We start from the raw sequence: 19,736 nt of genomic DNA, 5'->3' as shown, positions 1-19,736 counted from the left end.
ATATGCCAACTGATAAACGTAATTCTGATAACTATTAGGGAGCTGTGTGAGTATCAGCCAGTTCCTCGATTATTTCTTTTACACTGCCTCTTCTGCACAGATGCACATTCTCACCGGCCCATAATGACAGATACCCTGATTTCCCTTGCTTTGCAGCAGCGCTCCTCAGCGGTTTAGTCAAATCATTTTGAAACGGATACGGCGCAATGGGTGAGTTCTCCATTTGATTAATGAAAGAATTTTTTATGCCGCGTGCCAATTTACCTGAAAATACTTTTGTCAAAACGGTAGATTGTTCTTCGGCTTGCAGAAGGGCTTCTTTATAATACGGGTTGGCGCCGCTTTCATTTGCTGTAAGTAAAGCTGTACCAATCTGTACAGCTGCAGCTCCTACTTTCTGCAAACGGTCAATCTGTTCTTTTGTTGCAATACCGCCCGCAGCAATTATCGGAATTTGAATGATCTTGCGGGCTTCATCCAACAGCAGATCCAGCGGCACTAATTCCAGATCACCACTGAATGAGCCGCGATGGCCGCCCGCTTCGCTTCCTTGAAGAACGACTGCGTCCATACCGGCCTGCTCTGCCTGCTGTGCTTCCTTTATGGTTGTGGCAGTTCCAATGAGGCAGATTTCGTGTTGTTTTAATCTGTCAATGATTGCTTGTTGGGGGAGTCCGAAAGTAAATGAACAAGCTTGAACTTTTTCTTCAATAATCACATCGATTTGATCTTTAAACTCAGTTGATGAAAATACAGGCTTGTCAACGTGAAGCCCCAGCTGATCCGCAATCGGCTTCAACGCCTGAATCGCTTTTCTAATCTGATCTTCACTTGCTGCGGTCTTTTCAGGAACGAAAAGATTTACTTGAAATGGTTTGGAAGTCAGCTGTTTCACTTCCTGGATAAACTGCCTTGTGTCTTCTGCAGATAGGTAGCCGGCTCCGATAGAACCCAGTGCACCTGCTTCTGAACAGGCAGCCACAAACTCAGGTGTCGTCACGCCTGCCATAGGCGCTTGTACGAGAGGATATTTTGATAGATCAGTTAAAGTTTGCTGCAACTAATTCTCCTCCTAAGAAGTCATAATTTTCATGTTACGATTAAGTGTATCAAATGAAGTGGGTGGATACCAAGTGAGAGAGCTGGAAATTGAAGTTCATGGTCTGCTGATAGATGAAGAAACTAGATGTGTACATTTTCATACGTAGGGCTGCAGTTTACATAGAAATTTATATTTTGCCGCAACCGAGCCAGGTCATAGTGTGAAGAAACTGATAGAAGTTGATCCATACCATTAACTTGGTGTATATTTGAATTATTACAAAAAGGGAGATTAGCCTATGTTATCGAACATTGTAGTAGACGTTTTCACAGATATAATCGAACAAAACGTCACAGGGGTACAGTAAAAATAACCCCTTTACTGCGACCCCTGAAAAATGGGGGAATCTAAATTGATCAAGAAACATGTACAGAGTTTTTTAACAGGAAAAAAAGTAACCTTGCGCAAAATTACAAAAGAGGATTACGAGAGCTATTCTAACGTTGAGGACATAATGGAAAGTCGTCTGCTAATGAACGATGGTATTCCATTTCCACCAACTGAAGCAGATCATGAAAAGTTTCTTGGAGAAATTAGCTCTGAGAAAGATGACTATATGTTTGCCGTTGAACTTAAAGATGAAAAAGTATTCATTGGAACTATAGCTGTTTATTTGGTTAACTGGAACAATGGCACTTGTCATGTTGGGATCTCGATTGGTCCTGACTTCCAGGGGAAAAGTTATGGAACAGATGCAATGAAAGTTTTGCTTAACTTTATTTTTAATTATATGAATGTAAATAAGGTTAAACTTCAAGTTTTTGGTTTTAATCAAAGAGCTATTGGCTCTTATGAAAAATGTGGATTTCAGTTAGAAGGCACTTTTAGAGAAGAGCTTTTTAGATTTGGTAAGTACCATGATATTCTTGTCATGGGTTTGCTAAGAAAAGAATGGGAAGAGACGTTAATTTAAACAAATAAATGAGAGAGCAAATCAGTAAGCTGGTTTGCTCTTTTTTATTAAAAGAGGTAGAGAAATGTTTGCTTATAAATACAAGATGTTAATAGATGATTTTGTAAACGGGCTGATTACTGTTGAGTATTTTGAACGTAACTATATATATACATTTAAAAATGGGATAGAAAGAATGGATAACATCCTGTTTGAAATTTTAAATGGAGTTTTTGAAGTAGTTGATTGCTATTGGCACGAATGTCTCCCTGGACAAGAAACTTCTTTTGAAATATCTGAACATCAACTAAGAAAAGAAGTAAGTGAAGCACTTGTTAAACTAAATAAAGTGATGAATAATCTTTAGCTCTTATTCAATGATATATAACTAACAGGCATGTTTCTGTAACAAGGGGCCTCGATTTAATCAGTGGAATAGAGTAAAGAGTTATTATGACGGCATCTCATTCCTTTCAGAAGAGTCTCTTTCTATCAGTAGTCCGCCACATTCATTTCCTCTTCAAAAATTTCTTTCATCCTGCCGGAAGCTTTTCCTCCATACGTAATGTAGCCTGTTGCGGGCCAATACAATGATCTTGTCATGGAACCGTCTTCCAGTTCTATTCCAAAGAAAACACGTTTTCCTTCAAATAATTCATACTCCTCTTTATAGGGAAGCGTTAGCAGTTCCTTGATAAATTCTGCAGCATGTTCTTCAGAAAACTCACCAACCAACGATAAATCTTCTTCACTCTGCAAAATTACCCGCTTCACTTTTCCTTCTATATCCAGGAAGTCGCCGATTGTTCCAAAGTTTCCGGCATCTGACACTTCATATACTTTGCCATCTGCAAAAATCCGAAATGCCGGGTCATAGCCTTTTATTTCATAGAGCTGCGTTCCTTTAGGCAAATAAGCTGCATCTCCGTTTTTCGACTTATGATTTGCTCCCACATGCCCGTTCAGCATGTATTTCACTTTTCCGATCTCTTCTCCGGTCTCCCAATCCAGATTACGTTCATTTGTTTCGAAATTTGCACTATAGGTAGTGTCATTCCACTTCACAAAATCCACCCAGTCAATTGCAGAGTTCAGCGGGGAAGGCAGAGGATTGGAAAGTTGACCTCCAGAACAGCTTGCAAGCAATAAAGTCAGAGCAATTATCATCCGCTTTTTCATTCGGCCTCACTCCTTTAACTAGGAGACGCAATTTTTTAATAAAAGTTACACTAATTTTCCTTGAATAGCCGGGATATGGGTATAGTAACAAATAACAAGAAGTAAAAGAAAGAGGGGAAGTCAATGAAAGTTAGCTGGAATATATTTAAGATGGATCTGAAAAATATAAGCAGGAACTGGGTGGCCGCGATTCTGATCGGCGGTTTGACTTTTTTGCCGTCTTTATATGCATGGCTGAATATCTATGCGGCATGGGATCCCTATTCGCGGACTGATAAGCTGCCGGTGGCGGTCGTCAATGAAGATGAAGGCGCATTAATTCGTGAGGAGGAAATAGATGTCGGCGACCAACTGATACAAAATCTGAAAGAAAATAAAGATATGGACTGGACATTTACATCCCGCGAGGAAGCGATGGATGGGGTAGAGTACGGTGATTATTTTGCTGCCATTTTTATTCCTAAAGATTTTTCAGAAAAACTCGGAACGGTTGTCTCAGGAGAGCCAGAAAAGGCGGAAATCGAGTATTACGTCAATGAAAAACTCAATTCCATTGCCCCCAAGATTACGGAGAAAGGTGCCTCCGTCATTGTTGATAAAGTGAGCAGCCGCTTCATTTCCACAGTGAACGGTGTAGTGCTTGATTTATTCAATGAACTGGGTATTGAAATTGAAAAGGATCTGCCGGATATTAAAAAGTTCGAGGATTATGTATTTGAAATCCAAAAAGAACTGCCCGGTATTCATCAGACGTTGGAAGGGATTGCGGGGGATGCAGGTTCTGCACAGAAAATTATTCATCAGGCGCAGAAAATGATGCCAGAAGTACAGCAAACGACTTCAGAGGGACTGCAGACGGTAAATGACACGCTCAGTCAGCTGACTGCTGCACAGCAGCAGTTGAAAGCTGCGGCACCGAGAATCAAAGCAGATTTGGAAAAAATAACGGAGATCACGAAAGAAACCAATGCGTTCCTTAAAAAAATCCAGCAGACCGAGCTCGATTTTACAGAGTGGGACCGCGCAAAGAAAAGTCTGGATGAACGGGTGACGGGAAGTATAGAAAAGCTGGGTGGACTCGAGGCTGATCTCAACCAGGTGAAGGATTTAGCGGTGCAGCTGAATGAAGCGAAAAACCAGCAAACAGGTGTTATTGATCCCGAACCGCCGGCTATTACTGTTCCTATTGATGCATCTTTACAGAAAATCGAAAACATGAAAAATCAGATGACAGAAATCCAGACGAATGCAAGGACGATTGATTCACTGGTGCAGGACGAGCAGGAACGGGTGAAAAATGGAGTCAATGATCTGCAGGCAATTGCCGCGGATACATCGGTGAAAGCAGATTCTTTTTTGAAAGAATACACTGAAACGATTGAGCCGTTCGTTCAGCAGGAAATTGCGCAGGCCATCAAAACCTTGGGCACGGCAAAAAAACTGCTGACAGAAGTGCAACAAACAATACCGGAAGTTCAGCGGATACTTGTGGATACGGATGGGAATCTGACCAACGGTAAACAGCAAGTGGAGAAAGCACTCAATGAATACCCGTATGTCTACAGTAAAGTGAACCAGCTTGCCAGCAGGATTAAAAGTATTCAGGGTGAGACGGACATCAATGAAATCATCCAGCTGCTGCGAAATGACCCGCAGGCAGAAAGAAGCTTCTTTGAGGAGCCGATCATTCTTAATGAAAATAAATTATTTCCCATTAAGAATTACGGGACGGGGATGAGTCCATTCTATACTGTGCTTGCCATTTGGGTTGGCTGTCTTCTGTTGATTTCATTATTATCGACAGATATCCACCGGGAAGGAAAGTTTACAGCAAAACAAGTCTATATAGGAAGATTCTTTACTTTCGGCTTGATCGGACTGATTCAGTCGCTTATTGTGACAGTCGGGGATATCGCATTGCTGGGTGTCACTGTGAAGGCTCCCGTGCTATTTATACTGTTCGGTATGTTGATCAGCATGGTTTTCATGTCAATCGTCTACACCCTCGTTTCTGTATTCGGCGATGTGGGAAAAGCAATGGCTATCGTGATGCTCGTCCTTCAAATTGCAGGGTCCGGCGGTACGTATCCGATCATGCTGCTGCCTGAGTTTTTCCAATGGATTAATCCATTTCTGCCGTTTACGTATGCGATTGATCTCATGCGGGAAGCCGTGGGAGGAATTGTGTGGGCACGGGCTGTAAAAGATCTGATTTTCCTGATGGTTGTCGGCATTATTATGTTGGCATTTGGATACTTATTGAAACAAAAAGTGAATAAAGCGACGAATCAGCTGCTTGCCAAGTCGCGTGAGACAGATTTGTTTCATTAAACTCCAAAAGGGAAGGATAAGTAAAAAGCGGAAAGTGAGGAATGTAGATGAAGCAGACAGACAATGCAGATGATTTGCTGGCGTTTGCAGAATCAGTGCAAAAAGGGACAGTATGGATTTATCAGGGGAATTATGCAGCGGAGGAACCGATTATGTCGGACGAAGACACAGCGGGCCGGGAACCGTTGCAAGTGCTGGATATTTTAATCGAAACAGACGACGGCTCCCGATATTTCGAATTCCTGTTTTACTCAGCTGCAGAACTGGAGGAGCTGACGAATGAACTTCAGCCCATTTATGAAAAATTTCCGAAAGAAGTGCTCAGCTCGGAAGCAATGAAGGAAAAAGTTCGGGAACTGAAGGAGTAAGCGATGATTTACGAGTTTGCCCTTCTGACGATACCCGTTGATTTGACGATTATGAAAGAGCTGACGAGCAAGGAAATTTACTTATTCTTTCTGTATCTCCTTCTGATTTTTATTGGGAAGAGTCTGCTGTTCTTTCTTCTCGATAAATTATCGGCATCTTCCCGGGCACGCCAGCATGTCGTGCCGTTTATCAAGTCGCTGGCAAACTGGGTCGCCCTCTATGGATCGATTTTCTTATTCCTGCTGACTTTTTCAAAGAAGAAATGGCTGTTCACACCTTTTTATCAATCAAAGGGCGTGGGCATCTCACTGTTTCTGATTATCATGATCATCCTGGTGATCACCTTTGCGAACCGGCTGGCAAAAGCGGTTACCGTGCATGTCATGCCCTATTTCTATGAACGTATGGAAGTGGAAAAAGGCATGCAGTATACCGTGAACCGGCTGCTGTATTATTTGATTATGGTCATTGGTATTGTCGTTGGTTTCCGGATTGTCGGCTTGAGCTTGACGACATTTGCCCTATTGTTCAGCGCATTGGGTGTGGGAATAGGTTTTGGAATCCGAAACGTGGCCGCCAACTTCGTATCCGGCATCATTATGCTGTTTGAACGGCCAATTGAAGTGGGAGAATATATTGAGATAGAAGGACGCGTCGGGAAAGTCGAGCGGATCAAACTTCGTTCTACGGATGTGACGGTGGAAAGGGAAGGCACACTCATTGTGCCGAATCAATATTTCATTGAGCAGATCATTAAAAGCCGTTCTTCCAAACTGGTTATTGCTGATGTGAAGTTGAACGTAAAATACACCAGTAACACAGAGAAGGTAAGCAGCTTACTGAAAGAGCTGCTGCATGAGTATATACTGCCGCTGGATGAAGTGCTGGAACAGCCTGAACCTGCCGTTCGCTATACGAATCTGGGCAGCGACAGCGTGGAAATGGTAATCGAAGTTCCCGTTCGCAGCCTGCGCGCCAAGCAGGTGGTGGAGGACAAAATCCGCCAAGTAATCGCGAAGATGATATTTGAGCATGAAGCGCAGCTGGAAGAAGCTGCAGATGAGAAACCGGCCGGCCCGGCAGAATGGCGACCGGACAATTAAAAGGCTGCCCAGTAAGTCTAATGGACTTGTCAGGCAGCCTTTTCTCTTGATTTATACTCTGAATGATCATAGAACTACTGCAAGTGATCATACTGCCGCTGCGGGCGCTCGTACATCCCGTGCAAATGATCATTCAGCCAGCCTGCATGATCATACCGGGCAGACCATCCGCTCATAAATGCTCCGTCACCGCTCATACTATTATTTATATGCGTGCAAGCGGCTGCCTTCATCTTTTTTATTCCAAGTGCTGCAAAAACTCTTCAATCGCAAACTCCCCAGCAGTTTCCCAACGGCTTTTATCATGAATTTGAGCGTCCCGGTCGAGCGGTTCCTGGAACTGATTAAACGATCCGCTGACCAACGAACTGGCATCTTTATCGAGTCCGGTGTTGACAACATGCTTGATGACATACGGTTTCCTAAACTTGATAGACGTATTATAGTCATCCAGTTCCCCTTCATACACTTCAAAAGGAACGCGCAGATAAATCGTCTCACCGCCTTCTCTGTGCAATATCGAATCAAAACTGCCTTTGTGATAATCCCAGCCGCCGCCAAAATGATAGCCGTTCTGCACGACACGATCCCGCAAAGTCCCGAACGAAGCCATCCTGCCTTCTATTTCGGTATTTAATTCGAGCATTTAATCACTCCCTTTCTATTTAGAATTCCATCTTGCCGGCCATTTATACATAAAAAAAGAAAATCAAATGTTTTCGTTTTTGTCAAGGGGGTAATATAAGAAAAGCAAGAATAAAAAGCTAAAAAAATTCTAGGAGGAAAACTGACATGTCAAAAAAACGTTATATTGGAATGTACCACGATGAGACACAACTGATGAACCGAGTAGAAGAACTGAATAATGAAGGATGGTCTGATGAAGATATCTATGTAGTAGTGAAGGATGATGATCATCTGTCCATGCTGCGCAGCCGCACATCCGCAGAAGTCAAATCAGCGGACGGCTCATGGTGGGATCGCTTTATGGGCTTCATTTCGGGAGAGGACCACGTGCACCGCATGGTTGATAGCCTTGATTTTGGGAAGGAAGATACCGAACGCTATTACAGAGAAATTGAAAACGGCGGCATGCTGCTGTATGTAGATTCAGGAGAAGCCAACCGTCACTATATGGAAAACACAGACTTTTACGGACTGGAAAGAAACAGCACGGACGTGAATCTCGGGGCTAACGGGCTGAGTGTAACTGACCAGGAATTAAACGGCGGAGATCCTGCGTACCGTTTAAATAAGACGCTGCCGGATCAGTCTCTGCGTGCGGATGATGAGTATGGCAAAGTAGGCGGCGAGGCAGTGCTTGACCGTCCGAGAGATTATTCCGCGGATACGCTGCATGATAACCGCACCGAAGAAGAACGTATGCGCTTGCATGAAGAACGTTTACAGGTGGACAAGCAGCGCGTCCGAAAAGGCGAAGTCCGACTTGAAAAAGATGTCGTTGAAGAGCCGCGTTCTGTCGATGTCAATGTCATGCATGAAGAAGTGACGGTGGAACGCAGACCGGTAACGGATGGAGGACAGTTCGATAAGACTAACTCTCCACTGGATAATACAGCCGCATTCAGAGAAGATGACGAGACCATTCGAATTCCTATTACGGAAGAGCATGTGGAAGTTACGAAAAAACCCGTAGTTACAGAAGAAATTGTACTGAAGAAACATCAGGTGGAAGAGCCGGAAACAGTTCACGAAACGGTCAGACGCGAAGAAGTGCATCTTGAAAAAGATGGAGACATCGAGGTAGATGGAGATCATTTAGATACAGATCCTCTAAATAATGATCCTCTGAATAAAAATCGATTGGATAGAGACCGTCTATAACAGCGAGAGTTCGAGCAGCAAAACATTCAGCTTGTCATCCCTCCTTCCTATACGATAGAATGAAAGAAACAGCCGGGAAGGAGACGAGGGCATGCTGAAGCATCCAGGTATCGCCGCAGTGCTGAGTTTTTTCTGGACTGGTGTCGGACAAATTTACAATGGACAAATACTAAAAGGTATTTTGCTCATTATCCTGCAAAGTATTAATGCACTACTCATGTTTGTGCTCATCGGTTTTATCACTTATCCCATTGTCTGGATCTGGGGTATGTATGATGCCTATAAGACAGCAGAGCGTATGAACAGAAACTATTAAATCACAGACTGTCCTGGAAGTGAAATTCCTTTCAGGACAGTCTTTTTTTGGTGGGATTAGAACAGGTATAGCAGCGTGCCAAACCTCATTTTTCACCGCATACAAAAAAATATATCCATATAAAAAAGAGGGTCTGCCCAAAATCGGTTCTTGAAAACTTGTCATGCCTGTATTGCAAAAATCATACTGCAGTTTAAACCCGCTTCGGCGATGGGGGATTGCCTTACGCTATGAGCCTACTGGCGAAGAGCATGCACCACTGCCTTAATTTCTGCAAAGAACGCAGAAATACGGCAAAGCGAACCCTACGCTGTTCGCTTAGCAACGGCCTATCCCGCAGTTGCGCCTTCGCTGGCGTGGTGTATCTATATCATTTTGCTTTTTCTCAGAGTGAGATTTTGTGCGTGTGATTTCATTTCTCAACTTTGCAAACGCATTGATCACAAGAACTTTAACCTCTGCAGAATAATAAGTATTGCATGAAATACCTTACCTATCTTAATAGGCCTAAATAGTATGCTCATACCGCCTACTCACACAAAAAGTCTTGAAACCCCAGCCTAGTGCACCGTAGTGAAAGCCGTCACGAAGAACGGCTTTTGCGAGTAAAAGCGTAGCGTTAGGAGCACTGGTTTTAGGCGACTCGGGGAGGATCAGCCCGACAGGTGAGACGACTTGCGGGAGCTTGCGAAAATAGCGTGTAGAAGGAACCCCGTATTGCCTTAACTTTTGCAAAGAGCGCAAAAGTACGGCAAAGCGAACCCTTCGCTGTTCGCTTGGCTCATCGCGGGCCCGCAAGACACGCGTCCGCCTGGAACGCAGGGAAATGGTCTCCTACCCACTTACCATCCTATACTGCGTAATCCCAGCAAATTTCAAACTGCTCATGAAATAGACTGTCAAGCACATGTTTTGGTGAAGAGCCTAAAAAAGAGCTGTCCGAAAAGTTAGGCGGGAATAACTTTCCGGACAGCTCCATTCCTTCACTTATTCAATTTCCAAGTAGAATAGTTCAGTGTCAAAGCGAACAGCACCCAGCCGATGTACGGCACCATCAAAGCGCCTGCTGTACGGTCTGTTTTGTTGAACTCGTAAGCCGTCATAGCAATCGCGCCCAATAAAATGGTCATTTCCATTAATGCGGTACCGCGCAAATTCCATTTGAAATAAAGGAATGACCACAGAAAGTTAAGTCCGAGCTGTACATCATACAGTGGAACAGCCGAGTCATTCTGCTTCCGCCGTGCCTGTTTTTCCTCCACACGATAATTTGCAACCCCCATCAGCGTATAAAGCGCCGTCCATGCGACGGGAAATACAAATCCAGGAGGAGAAAATGAAGGCTTCTCCAGTTTGGCATATTGCTCCTGCGTATTGCGGTTTGCCAGCCAGCCCACAATCGACCCGCCGACTACAGGAATCAGCACATTGCGCGTCAGCTTTTTCCAATCAGTTGTCCCATTTACGTTCAACAGTTCCAAAATAAAACCTCCTTTTAAGGAAGTTTTCCCTAACAGCACGGGACTAAACTAGCTGCCGGATTTTTCACTTGCTCTGTACATAATTTCACCGGCAACGACCGTCATGTAAATGGGGATATCTGGTATTCTGTCCACGGGTACTGTAAATAAATCTTCAGAAAGTATGGTGAAATCGGCGTCGAAACCTTCTGCTATGCGCCCGCGCGAATCGGTTTTTCCAATTGTGGCGGCAGCTCCTGAAGTAAATAACTGTACAGCTTCATAGCGGCTGAGTTTTTCATTCGGCAAATAGCCATCATGCTGATCGCCGGGCTGACGTCTTTCGATGGCGGCGTGCATCCCGAGCAGGGGACTGGGGTCCTCAATCGGCGCGTCAGAACCTCCCCCGACAATGAAAGCCCGGTCAATCAGACGCTTCCAGGCATAGGCGCAGTTCATTCGGTGTGTTCCAAGACGATCTTCTATCCATGGAAAATCTGAAGGAACAAAAGCCGGCTGGATATCTAGGACGATCGGGAGTTTCGCCATTCGATTTACCAAGTCGTCACGCAATAGGCAGACATGGATGAACCGGTCACGCTTGCCTGCAGGTGCAGGATGTTTTTCAATCACATCCAGTGCTTTTTCAACCGCCTGGTCACCGATCATATGTATAGCGACCGCCTCGCCGTAAGTTCGTGCCAGTTTCACAAGCTCTTCCAGTTCCTCATCTGTCACGACAGTGGTGCCAATGTTATCAGGCTCATCCGCATAAGGCGAGCTTAGTAAAGCAGTGCTGCCTCCGAAAGCTCCATCAATGAAAAACTTCATCTCACCGGGTTCCGCCCATGGTTCATTATAGGTGGCACGGTCATCCATCAGCTGCTGAAAAACGCTGAAGTGCCGCAGAAGATGTACGCGGAATTTGCATTCTCCGCCCAGTACATTCTTAAATGCCTGCAAAGGAGTCTGGTAGCTGCCATAATAGCCTAAGTCATCTGTGACGACACCCGTTAATCCGACGGAAAGCAGATGATCAACCGAAGTACGAAGCGCTTTTGTCACATAGGATTCAGACGGCTCAGGCAATAACTGAAGAACCCGGTGCATTGCACTTTCCTTCAACAGCCCTGTCGGCTCACCGCTCTCATCACGTTCAATCACCCCGTCTTCGGGATCCGGGGTGTCTTTTGTGATGCCCGCAAGTTCCAGGGCCTTCGAATTAACGACTGCCGCATGCCAGCACGTGCGCTTCAGCAGCATCGGGGAATCCGTAATGGAATCAAGCTCACATCGCGTGGGGATCTTCTTATCCGGAAAATTTTGTTCATCCCAACCTTCTCCAATGAACCACTCATCTTCGCGCAGATTCCTGTAAGCACCGCGCAGCATTTGCATTAATTCCTCTGAGGAAGCAGCCTGCGAAAGGTCCAGCCTCAGCAGCTTTTCACCCTGGCCGATAATATGCATATGATTATCAATGAAACCGGGGAAGACAACTGCTCCTTGCAAGTCGATCTCTTGAGCTGCATGTATTCGTAATTCTTCATAGGAACCGGTTGTAAGTATTTTACTGTTTTCTGTCAGAAGTGCTTCTATTGTATGTCCCTCATTTTGCATCGTATAAAATACTGCATTATGCCAAATCGTCTTCATGCCGATTCCTCCTTGTATCTACTATAGTAAACTGCAGCCGCCGAATGAACAATAGAAGCGATTTTGCATAGAAAAAAGCGACCGCCGCAGCAGTCGCTTTGCTTAATACATTTTCATATATCTTTCTATTTCCCATGGATGTACAGTAATTCGGTAGCTTTCCCACTCTTTATGTTTTGCATCCGTGAAGTTTGCATAGATATGTTTGCCGAGTGCCTCCTGTATGATCGGATCTTCTGATAAAGCAATTAGCGCGTGATCTAAGTCAGTTGGCAGCATATCGATATGGTTTTCCGCAAGTTCTGCAGGTTTCATTTCATAGATATTGCGGTCCACAGGTGCAGGCGGCTGCAGCTCTCGCTTAATTCCGTCAAGTCCCGCCTTTAAAATAGTCGCCATCGCCAAATACGGGTTGGCGCTCGAGTCTACAGAACGAACTTCGACACGAGTGCTCATACCGCGTGATGCAGGAATGCGGATCAACGGGCTGCGGTTCTGTGCAGACCAGGCGACATAGCAAGGTGCCTCGTATCCAGGAACTAAGCGCTTATACGAGTTGACCGTCGGATTCGTGATTGCAGTGAATCCCCGCACATGATCCAGGACGCCTGCCATGAATTGATAGGCTGTTACACTTAATTGACGTTCGCCTGCTTTATCAAAAAATACATTCTTTCCGTCTTTGAATAACGACACATTACAATGCATTCCCGAACCGCTGACGCCGTATAGCGGTTTCGGCATAAAAGTGGCATGAAGCCCGTGTTTGCGGGCCATTGTTTTGACCACCAGTTTAAACGTCTGGATATTATCGCAAGCCGTCAGCACATCAGCGTATTTAAAATCAATTTCATGCTGTCCGGGTGCAGCTTCATGATGTGATGCTTCCACTTCGAAACCGAGTTCTTCGAGTTCCAGTACAATGTCCCGGCGGCAGTTTTCACCTAAATCCATCGGTGCTAAATCAAAATAGTCACCATGGTCGTTCAGTTCCATCGTCGGCTGCTTATTTTCATCCAATTTGAAAAGGAAGAATTCTGGCTCAGGTCCTAAGTTGAAATCTGTGAACCCGAGGTCTTTCATTTCCTGAATAACACGTTTCAAATTACCGCGCGGATCTCCGGTGAACGGCTCGCCATTCGCTAAGTAGACATCGCAGATTAAACGTGCAACGCGGCCTTTGCCAGAAGGCCAGGGAAATACCATCCATGTGTGTAAATCAGGAACCAAATACATATCCGATTCTTCAATCCGTACAAATCCTTCGATAGACGATCCGTCAAACATCATCTTGTTGTCCAGGGCTTTTTCGAGCTGGCTGATCGGGATCTCTACGTTTTTAATCATACCAAAAATATCGGTAAACTGAAGACGAATGAAATTCACATTCTGCTCTTCCACTAATTTATAAATGTCTTCTTTTGTAATGCTTCCCATCATGCCACTCTCCTTATGAATTGTTTGAAACGAATCATCTTCGCAACATTTTTCTATAATACGGCAAACGCCAATAAAAACACAAGAGTTTTCTTCTATTTTTTGAAAGAAAACTAAGACTTAAGTTCTGATTTCAGATAATAATAAAATGCTCTCTTTTAGAGAACTTGTATTTAAGTACTATTCATTAATAAAATGCAATTTTAAACAGAATGGGTGCGCCACTCTCATTATTCAGGGAACGTGAATATGTCGAAGAGCTATACAAGTCAGTATTTTGGAGCGTGAGTCTAGGACAAGGAATTCTACACTGCTTATTTACCGGGATTTGAAGATGAAATCGATTTAGTCCGCTTTACGATAAATGAAATAGCTTCTCACGCTGTTACAGGCGTATGAGAGGCTTTTCGCTGTTCAGCAATTTGTATGCAACAAACGGCCCGTGCTTTCATATACTGAAAGCGAAAGGGGCGGGTATGTTGATTGACAATCAAACAATTACAATTGACGGACATACATTTCAGGCTGTAACGGTAAAATTACCTAAAACAACGCTGCTGACCGTATCGAATGACACCGGTTATATTATGTGCGGAGCGCTTGACGTGGGCTTGCTGAACAGTGTGCTGGCGGACAGGAAAATTATCGCCGGCCGGGCAGTCGGAGTCAAAACGATTGAACAGCTGCTGGCGGCACCGCTGGAATCGGTTACGCTGGAAGCTGAACAGCTCGGCATCACTGCCGGAATGAAAGGTACAGATGCCCTGCTGAAGATGACATAGTAAAAAGCGCCTCGCGAGGCGCTTTTTTTGTGTGTCATGGATTAGGGTAAGCAGGATAGGGACTTACGCTCTTGCAGTCCGGAATAGTGCGGTGAACGGCTCGTTTGGCTCGAGGAAAGACGAGTTTCGCTCGGTCCGGTCTGTGTAATGTGCGGTCATGGAATGTTTTGGTTCGCCAAAATGGCTTTTTGGAGCGGTCTTCTTCTTACTACGTGCGGCAGACTACCAAAATGAAATTACATTTAGCAGAAAAAGCTGTTTAAAATACAGAAAGACTTCAAATACATTAAAAATAGACAGCCCATGGTTGCGGCTGTCTATTTCATCTTTATTCATTTTCATATTTTTCTTCACTTGATGAACGGTCTTTGGTCCGCCTGTGGTGGCGTTCCTCTTCTTCTTCCATCCGCACATCTTCAAGCGGAATAGCGTCAACAGTCTGCATATCTTCATGCATGTCGTAGATGCTTTCTTTATCAGTCTTTAAGTTTTCTGGATTATCCATATAAGGTTCTTCTGCATCAGGCCGGTCTTTATCAGTAAACACTTTTTCACCTTTGTCATTTCTCATGAACATCATCTCCTCATCGTAAAATCGATCAGTTGAATAAATTGCCGAGCAAGCCTTTTTTACGTTCGTGCTGAGTATCCGTATGGCTTGTGCGAGAACGATCGCCCCGCATCGGTGTGTTATTGAATTCATCAAATTGACCGGCAAGTTTATCGCGTGAATCCTTATTTCTCATCAGGTACGCCGCGCCTAATCCGATTGCCGCTAATGCTGCTCTTTTTTTCATTGAAAGTTCCTCCTCTGTAGTGATTGCTTACTTCCTGTTTTCCCGTATTCATACGATTTAAACAATACAAATATGTTACAAGGGAAAAGAAAAGGTCAATCAGCTGCCGAAACTGCCGGCTTCCGATTGACCTTTCTCACTAATATGCGGAAAACTTTTGTTTCGTACTACACCATACTGACATAGTACCCCTGCCGTATGTTTTGGACACTGCTGAAAAGCAGCTCTTTCAACTGCACTTGCACAAAAAACCTCTTACATACTGCCTGGTAAACCTGTCTTTCCAGTGGAACTGTAAAACAAGTTCCCCACCTGAGTGTACCTCTTGCCAGTAAAGAAAATTTTCCGCCAAGGCTGTGCATCTCCCGCAGAATCAAAGGCTGTTCTTCTTCCTAACCTTTTTCAACTGCCGGTTTGCCTTGTTATGCATACTATACCCCGGTCCAAAAGAATCTAAACATCTATATTAAAATCATTTAAAAAGTTCAAAAGCTTTTTTCATACTCGCGGTTCGTCAGTATATCATCTATAATATAGGACTGAGGTGAGAGCTTTGAACAATGAATCGACAGGGAAAAGCATGAACATCCATCTTACTGTCAAACAGCCATATAGAAAGCAATTAGTATGATGACGGTAACAAATACAATCGAAACCATATCATGCGGTCTTGAGATTACCAAAAATGCCCGCAAAGGTATTGAGCAATGGTTCTTAAATGAACAGGCGCTCGTGTCATCCGAGACGGCATTCGAATTATATATTGAGAAAAAACCGGCTAACCGGCAGGGCAACCAGTCTTATTCGCTTTATTTTGATCCGAAAAAAAATGAAAAATTTGCCAAGACAGTTTCAGAGCGTGTTGCCGTCATGGAATGCGTGTTAAAACCGGACGGCTTTGTCGCGACGGGTTTTCATGTCCGGGGAGCAAAAGAACCTGTTCAGACAAACCGCAGACTGCATACACTGATAAAATTCCGTCTGAATAAATCCGGACTGGCACTGCCCATCCATTTTTATACAAGTATGCGCGAGCTGCCTGTAGCAGAAGAGCGTTCGGAATATGTCAAAAAGCGGATTGAAAGCTGGGAAGGTTATTTACAGATTGCTGAAAAAAATGCAGATGTCGAGGATCTCTCCTGCACATTCAGCCAGGCAAGTTTTAATAGTGACTTTACGAAACTGCATCTTCATTGTAAAGATTTGCAGTCGAAGAATTGGCGGCAGCTGAGAGGCTTCAGTGTAAAAGTGCTGGAGCTTTCCCTGGAAATTGGTAAAGTGATCGATATTCAGAAGTCACAGAGAATCATTGTCGTTGAACTGAACCAGCGTTTTCAGCAGCAATCACGGAAAGAACAATGGCTTCCGGTACATAATAAAAAACTAGTACTGACAAATTTTGCGGAACTGAGCCAAATCAGAAGGTTGCGGAGAGGCTTCAAAGATTTACAGGACGGACTGGCTGCAAATGCCAATTTAGAGAAGATTTTATTTGAAGAGCGTCCTGTAGTGCAGATCAATAATAAGCAGCCAATATTGGAGTTTCATAATAATCTTAATGCATTCCAAAGAGAAGCGGTTACTGGCGCAATGAAGGCTCATGATCTATATGTGATTCAAGGGCCGCCGGGAACAGGCAAGACGACCGTCATTTCGGAAATTTGTTATCAGAACGTTAAAGCGGGATTGCGGACACTCGTTGCCTCTCAGTCGAATCTAGCGGTAGATAATGCGCTTGGTCGATTGCTGACGGATCCGAAGACCAGAATTCTCCGTTATGGGCGCTCCGAAAGTATTGAAGAAGAGGGCAAGCGGTTCATTGAGGAGAATGTGGCGTTACATTGGCGCAATGAAACATTGGAAACCGTTCAGACGACGCGTGAAATGTATAAGAAGAAAGAGTTTGAACTATCAGAGACTGTTCAGCAGCTTGAACAAAGAAGTATCGAATACAGCGAAGAACAAAAGGTGCTTGCGGAACAGCTGGAATTACAAAACTTATTAACACAACAGCTGGAAACACAGACTTCAGAACTTGCTGCAAAACAGTATACGCTGAATCAGCTGTCAAAAAAATTATCAGATCAGCAGAATAGTACCGAACAGACTCAGAAAAAATTAGATCAGCAGCTGCAGGAAATCCGGCAGCTGCAAATGAAGCTGTCAGCTATACCGACAGAAAGCAGTTTGACTGAGCGGCTGGCAATTCTGCAGAACGAACTGGAAAAGCTAAAACAACTATGTGTATATGCGGAGCTGACGTCGAACCTGCAGCAACTTTCAGGCCAGCTGAACAAGTTACAGGATGAGTCAGCTTCTATTCCAGAGCGTGAAAACAGACTGCATGCGGCAAATGAACAAATCATTTCGATCAGTAAATTGGACAGGCTGCAAAAAGAGCTGTCTGATCAGCCGATAGATGTACCGATACAATTCGTTTTACAAATGAATGAACTGCAACGGTTAATTAAATCAATTGAAACAGGACAATTCACTTATGAGTTTCAGGAGTGGAAAGAACTTTATGAACGGTTTCAGACAGCGATTGGAAAAACGGAACAGCTTTTGCAGAAACATCGTTTTCCAATCCATATGATTGAAAAAAAGTCTACAGATGATTTTAAGACCATACAGGAAATGCATGGAATGATTGATCGGCTTGGGAGATTCCTGATTAAGCCGGCTGTGAAAAATATACTGCAAATTCAAGAGGAATCCCAAGCTAAAACAGAAGTTCTACAAACAATCGCCCAAGGCATGTCTTTTTTTTACAGCAAAGAAGAATTAGTCCGCATGAAAGGCGCAGAAATTCAGCAGCAGCAAAAACAACTGGCCAAACAGCGCTTTGCTGAAATTAAGCAGGAAGTTCTGAAGTTTTTTGATTCAGAACTAAAGAATACTCAACGGGATCAACAGTATTTTCAGCAACAGTCAGAACGTATTCAACAACAGCTTGCTGAAAAGCAGCGGCTTCTGGATGAGTGGCTGAATGAACACCCGCGGCCGGATATTGATTGGGAAAAGCAACAGTTGTTAAAAGAAATCAGCACGATGGAAGCAGCTGTCTCGGAGTGCGGGGAGCAGAGGAAACAACTGACTCTGCTAGCTGAAATGAAAGTAACTTATGAACAAAATGCTGCCGGGACACAACAGACGCTGGAAGAGCAGCGAAAGCAAATCAGTGAACTGGAACAACAGCTTCAGAAACGGCAAGACGAAAATATGCAGCTGAAAACCAGTATTGATGAACTCCATGAACAGCTGAACCCCGAAGTCGAACAGAAACTGAAGCGAGTTACAGCTGAATTGGAAACAGCAGTACAGCAGATGAAAGATTTAAATACAGAACGGCAGCAGCTCCCTGTTCTGCAGGAACTACAGGCGCAATGGGAGCAGCTGCTGCAGCAAGCAAATGACTATGATCTGGATGAAATACGAAAACTCTATGTCGAACATGCGAACGTGATCGGCACAACATGTGTTGCATCAGCATCGAAACAATTCATGGAGGAATACCCCGAATTCGATGTCGTCATTATCGATGAAGTTTCCAAAGCCACACCGCCCGAATTGCTGCTGCCAATGTTAAAAGGCAAGAAAGTAATCCTTGTGGGAGACCATCATCAGCTGCCGCCGCTCGTCGGACAGGAAACAATGGACGAGCTGGTGGATCAGCAAAAAGATCCGGATGTGCAGCGTGAAATGAAAAAGTTGCTGAATGAATCTTTATTTGAAAGGTTATTCCGCACGCTGCCGAAGCAGAATAAAACGATGCTCAGCATTCAATATCGGATGCACGAAAATATTATGCAGACGATCTCTCCTTTCTATAAAGAAGGAAATTATGAATTGCAGTGTGGATTGCCTGATTCGGATGAACTTCGTGATCACTTGTTGGAAAGCGATCTGATTACGCGTGGCGATCATTTATTGTGGTTTGATACGCCGAATGAACCTGCATTCTATGAAGATAAAGTAAAAGGCGGTACGAGCCGGTTTAATGAATCGGAGTTAACACTTGTCCGAAAAATTCTTTTGGATGCCGAGAAGGCAACAGAAGAAGCGAAACGTTCCGGCCGAATGGATAAGAACGATTTGAAGAGTGTCGGAGTCATCAGTTTCTATGGCGAGCAAGTAAAACAAATTGACCGCATGCTGCAGCAGGAGCTGCGGCCGCAACATCTTCATTGCAGAACGGGCTCGGTCGATAAGTTTCAAGGAATGGAAATGGACATCATCGTTTTGAGTTTTGTCCGGAATCACGGTGATTCAGGTGGAGATATCGGGTTTGCAAAAGACTACCGGCGATTAAATGTCGCACTGTCGCGGGCCCGGGAACTGCTGATCATCGTAGGGAGTTCGGAAATGTTCGCTGTGCGGACAAGGAATCAATCTACACGTGATATGTACAGCCGACTTCGTGAAATTGTACAACAGCAAGGCGGCTTGAGAAACGTACAGCCATAA

Annotated in this window: 18 protein-coding genes; 9 read left to right on the top strand and 9 right to left on the bottom strand. The window is 44.2% G+C overall.

Annotated elements, in window-relative coordinates; genetic code table 11:
* Positions 1 to 34 precede the first annotated feature (34 nt).
* Positions 35 to 1,060, bottom strand: coding sequence for an NAD(P)H-dependent flavin oxidoreductase (locus GDZ68_RS10185; protein WP_153722190.1), 1,026 nt, complete (start codon positions 1,058 to 1,060; stop codon positions 35 to 37).
* A 379-nt stretch (positions 1,061 to 1,439) separates the two neighbouring features.
* Between GDZ68_RS10185 and GDZ68_RS10180 the strand changes: the two genes are divergently transcribed.
* Positions 1,440 to 2,015, top strand: a complete 576-nt coding sequence (locus GDZ68_RS10180; protein ID WP_153722189.1) for a GNAT family N-acetyltransferase — start codon at positions 1,440 to 1,442, stop codon at positions 2,013 to 2,015.
* 64 nt (positions 2,016 to 2,079) lie between these two features.
* Positions 2,080 to 2,361, top strand: coding sequence for a colicin immunity domain-containing protein (locus tag GDZ68_RS10175; protein ID WP_153722188.1), 282 nt, complete (start codon positions 2,080 to 2,082; stop codon positions 2,359 to 2,361).
* 125 nt (positions 2,362 to 2,486) lie between these two features.
* Here the strand turns inward: GDZ68_RS10175 and GDZ68_RS10170 are convergent, their stop codons facing one another.
* Positions 2,487 to 3,173, bottom strand: coding sequence for a hypothetical protein (locus GDZ68_RS10170; protein WP_153722187.1), 687 nt, complete (start codon positions 3,171 to 3,173; stop codon positions 2,487 to 2,489).
* A 123-nt stretch (positions 3,174 to 3,296) separates the two neighbouring features.
* On the opposite strand from GDZ68_RS10170, the gene GDZ68_RS10165 reads away from it, so the two are divergent.
* From GDZ68_RS10165 to GDZ68_RS10155, 3 genes are read left to right on the top strand one after another with little or no spacing between them, the layout of a single operon-like run.
* The gene (locus GDZ68_RS10165; RefSeq protein WP_153722186.1) at positions 3,297 to 5,504 is read left to right on the top strand and encodes a YhgE/Pip domain-containing protein; all 2,208 of its coding nucleotides are present in this window, start codon (positions 3,297 to 3,299) and stop codon (positions 5,502 to 5,504) included.
* Between the two features lie 47 nt (positions 5,505 to 5,551).
* A complete protein-coding gene (locus tag GDZ68_RS10160) occupies positions 5,552 to 5,872 on the top strand; it encodes a hypothetical protein (protein WP_153722185.1) in 321 nt (106 codons plus the stop codon).
* Positions 5,873 to 5,875: 3 nt separating this feature from the next.
* Entirely contained in the window at positions 5,876 to 6,976 is a 1,101-nt protein-coding gene (locus GDZ68_RS10155) for a mechanosensitive ion channel family protein (protein ID WP_153722184.1), read from the top strand.
* A gap of 74 nt (positions 6,977 to 7,050) precedes the next feature.
* Here GDZ68_RS10155 and GDZ68_RS10150 read toward each other — a convergent pair whose 3' ends face one another.
* Together GDZ68_RS10150 and GDZ68_RS10145 are read right to left on the bottom strand one after the other, a co-directional pair.
* Positions 7,051 to 7,209 carry a hypothetical protein gene (locus GDZ68_RS10150; protein ID WP_153722183.1) on the bottom strand — a complete coding sequence of 53 codons (159 nt, stop codon included), beginning with the start codon at positions 7,207 to 7,209 and terminating at the stop codon, positions 7,051 to 7,053.
* 5 nt (positions 7,210 to 7,214) lie between these two features.
* A complete protein-coding gene (locus GDZ68_RS10145; protein WP_153722182.1) occupies positions 7,215 to 7,622 on the bottom strand; it encodes a YugN family protein in 408 nt (135 codons plus the stop codon).
* Positions 7,623 to 7,768: 146 nt separating this feature from the next.
* On the opposite strand from GDZ68_RS10145, the gene GDZ68_RS10140 reads away from it, so the two are divergent.
* Together GDZ68_RS10140 and GDZ68_RS10135 are read left to right on the top strand one after the other, a co-directional pair.
* The gene (locus GDZ68_RS10140; protein WP_153722181.1) at positions 7,769 to 8,821 is read left to right on the top strand and encodes a YsnF/AvaK domain-containing protein; all 1,053 of its coding nucleotides are present in this window, start codon (positions 7,769 to 7,771) and stop codon (positions 8,819 to 8,821) included.
* 91 nt (positions 8,822 to 8,912) lie between these two features.
* A complete protein-coding gene (locus GDZ68_RS10135) occupies positions 8,913 to 9,137 on the top strand; it encodes a hypothetical protein (protein ID WP_153722180.1) in 225 nt (74 codons plus the stop codon).
* A gap of 983 nt (positions 9,138 to 10,120) precedes the next feature.
* Here the strand turns inward: GDZ68_RS10135 and GDZ68_RS10130 are convergent.
* From GDZ68_RS10130 to glnA, 3 genes are all read right to left on the bottom strand, one after another.
* Positions 10,121 to 10,618: a TspO/MBR family protein gene (locus GDZ68_RS10130; protein WP_153722179.1), complete on the bottom strand. Its 498-nt coding sequence runs from the start codon at positions 10,616 to 10,618 to the stop codon at positions 10,121 to 10,123.
* Positions 10,619 to 10,666: 48 nt separating this feature from the next.
* Positions 10,667 to 12,253: an amidohydrolase gene (locus GDZ68_RS10125; RefSeq protein WP_153722178.1), complete on the bottom strand. Its 1,587-nt coding sequence runs from the start codon at positions 12,251 to 12,253 to the stop codon at positions 10,667 to 10,669.
* 102 nt (positions 12,254 to 12,355) lie between these two features.
* Positions 12,356 to 13,690 carry a type I glutamate--ammonia ligase gene (glnA, locus tag GDZ68_RS10120; RefSeq protein WP_153722264.1) on the bottom strand — a complete coding sequence of 445 codons (1,335 nt, stop codon included), beginning with the start codon at positions 13,688 to 13,690 and terminating at the stop codon, positions 12,356 to 12,358.
* Positions 13,691 to 14,166: 476 nt separating this feature from the next.
* Between glnA and GDZ68_RS10115 the strand changes: the two genes are divergently transcribed.
* A complete protein-coding gene (locus tag GDZ68_RS10115; protein WP_153722177.1) occupies positions 14,167 to 14,472 on the top strand; it encodes a YunC family protein in 306 nt (101 codons plus the stop codon).
* A 328-nt stretch (positions 14,473 to 14,800) separates the two neighbouring features.
* On the opposite strand, the gene GDZ68_RS10110 is transcribed toward GDZ68_RS10115, so the two are convergent.
* On the bottom strand, positions 14,801 to 15,043 hold the full coding sequence (locus GDZ68_RS10110; protein WP_153722176.1) for a hypothetical protein: 243 nt from the start codon (positions 15,041 to 15,043) through the stop codon (positions 14,801 to 14,803).
* A gap of 28 nt (positions 15,044 to 15,071) precedes the next feature.
* Entirely contained in the window at positions 15,072 to 15,269 is a 198-nt protein-coding gene (locus GDZ68_RS10105; RefSeq protein WP_153722175.1) for a hypothetical protein, read from the bottom strand.
* Positions 15,270 to 15,896: 627 nt separating this feature from the next.
* Between GDZ68_RS10105 and GDZ68_RS10100 the strand changes: the two genes are divergently transcribed.
* Positions 15,897 to 19,736 carry a DEAD/DEAH box helicase gene (locus GDZ68_RS10100; RefSeq protein WP_153722174.1) on the top strand — a complete coding sequence of 1,280 codons (3,840 nt, stop codon included), beginning with the start codon at positions 15,897 to 15,899 and terminating at the stop codon, positions 19,734 to 19,736.

The sequence above is a fragment of the Sporosarcina cascadiensis genome (assembly GCF_009650995.1).
GTDB classification, from domain to species: Bacteria; Bacillota; Bacilli; order Bacillales_A; family Planococcaceae; genus Sporosarcina; species Sporosarcina cascadiensis.
Note: the sequence above shows the minus strand (reverse complement) of the source record. Positions and strands in the feature narration are given on the sequence as shown.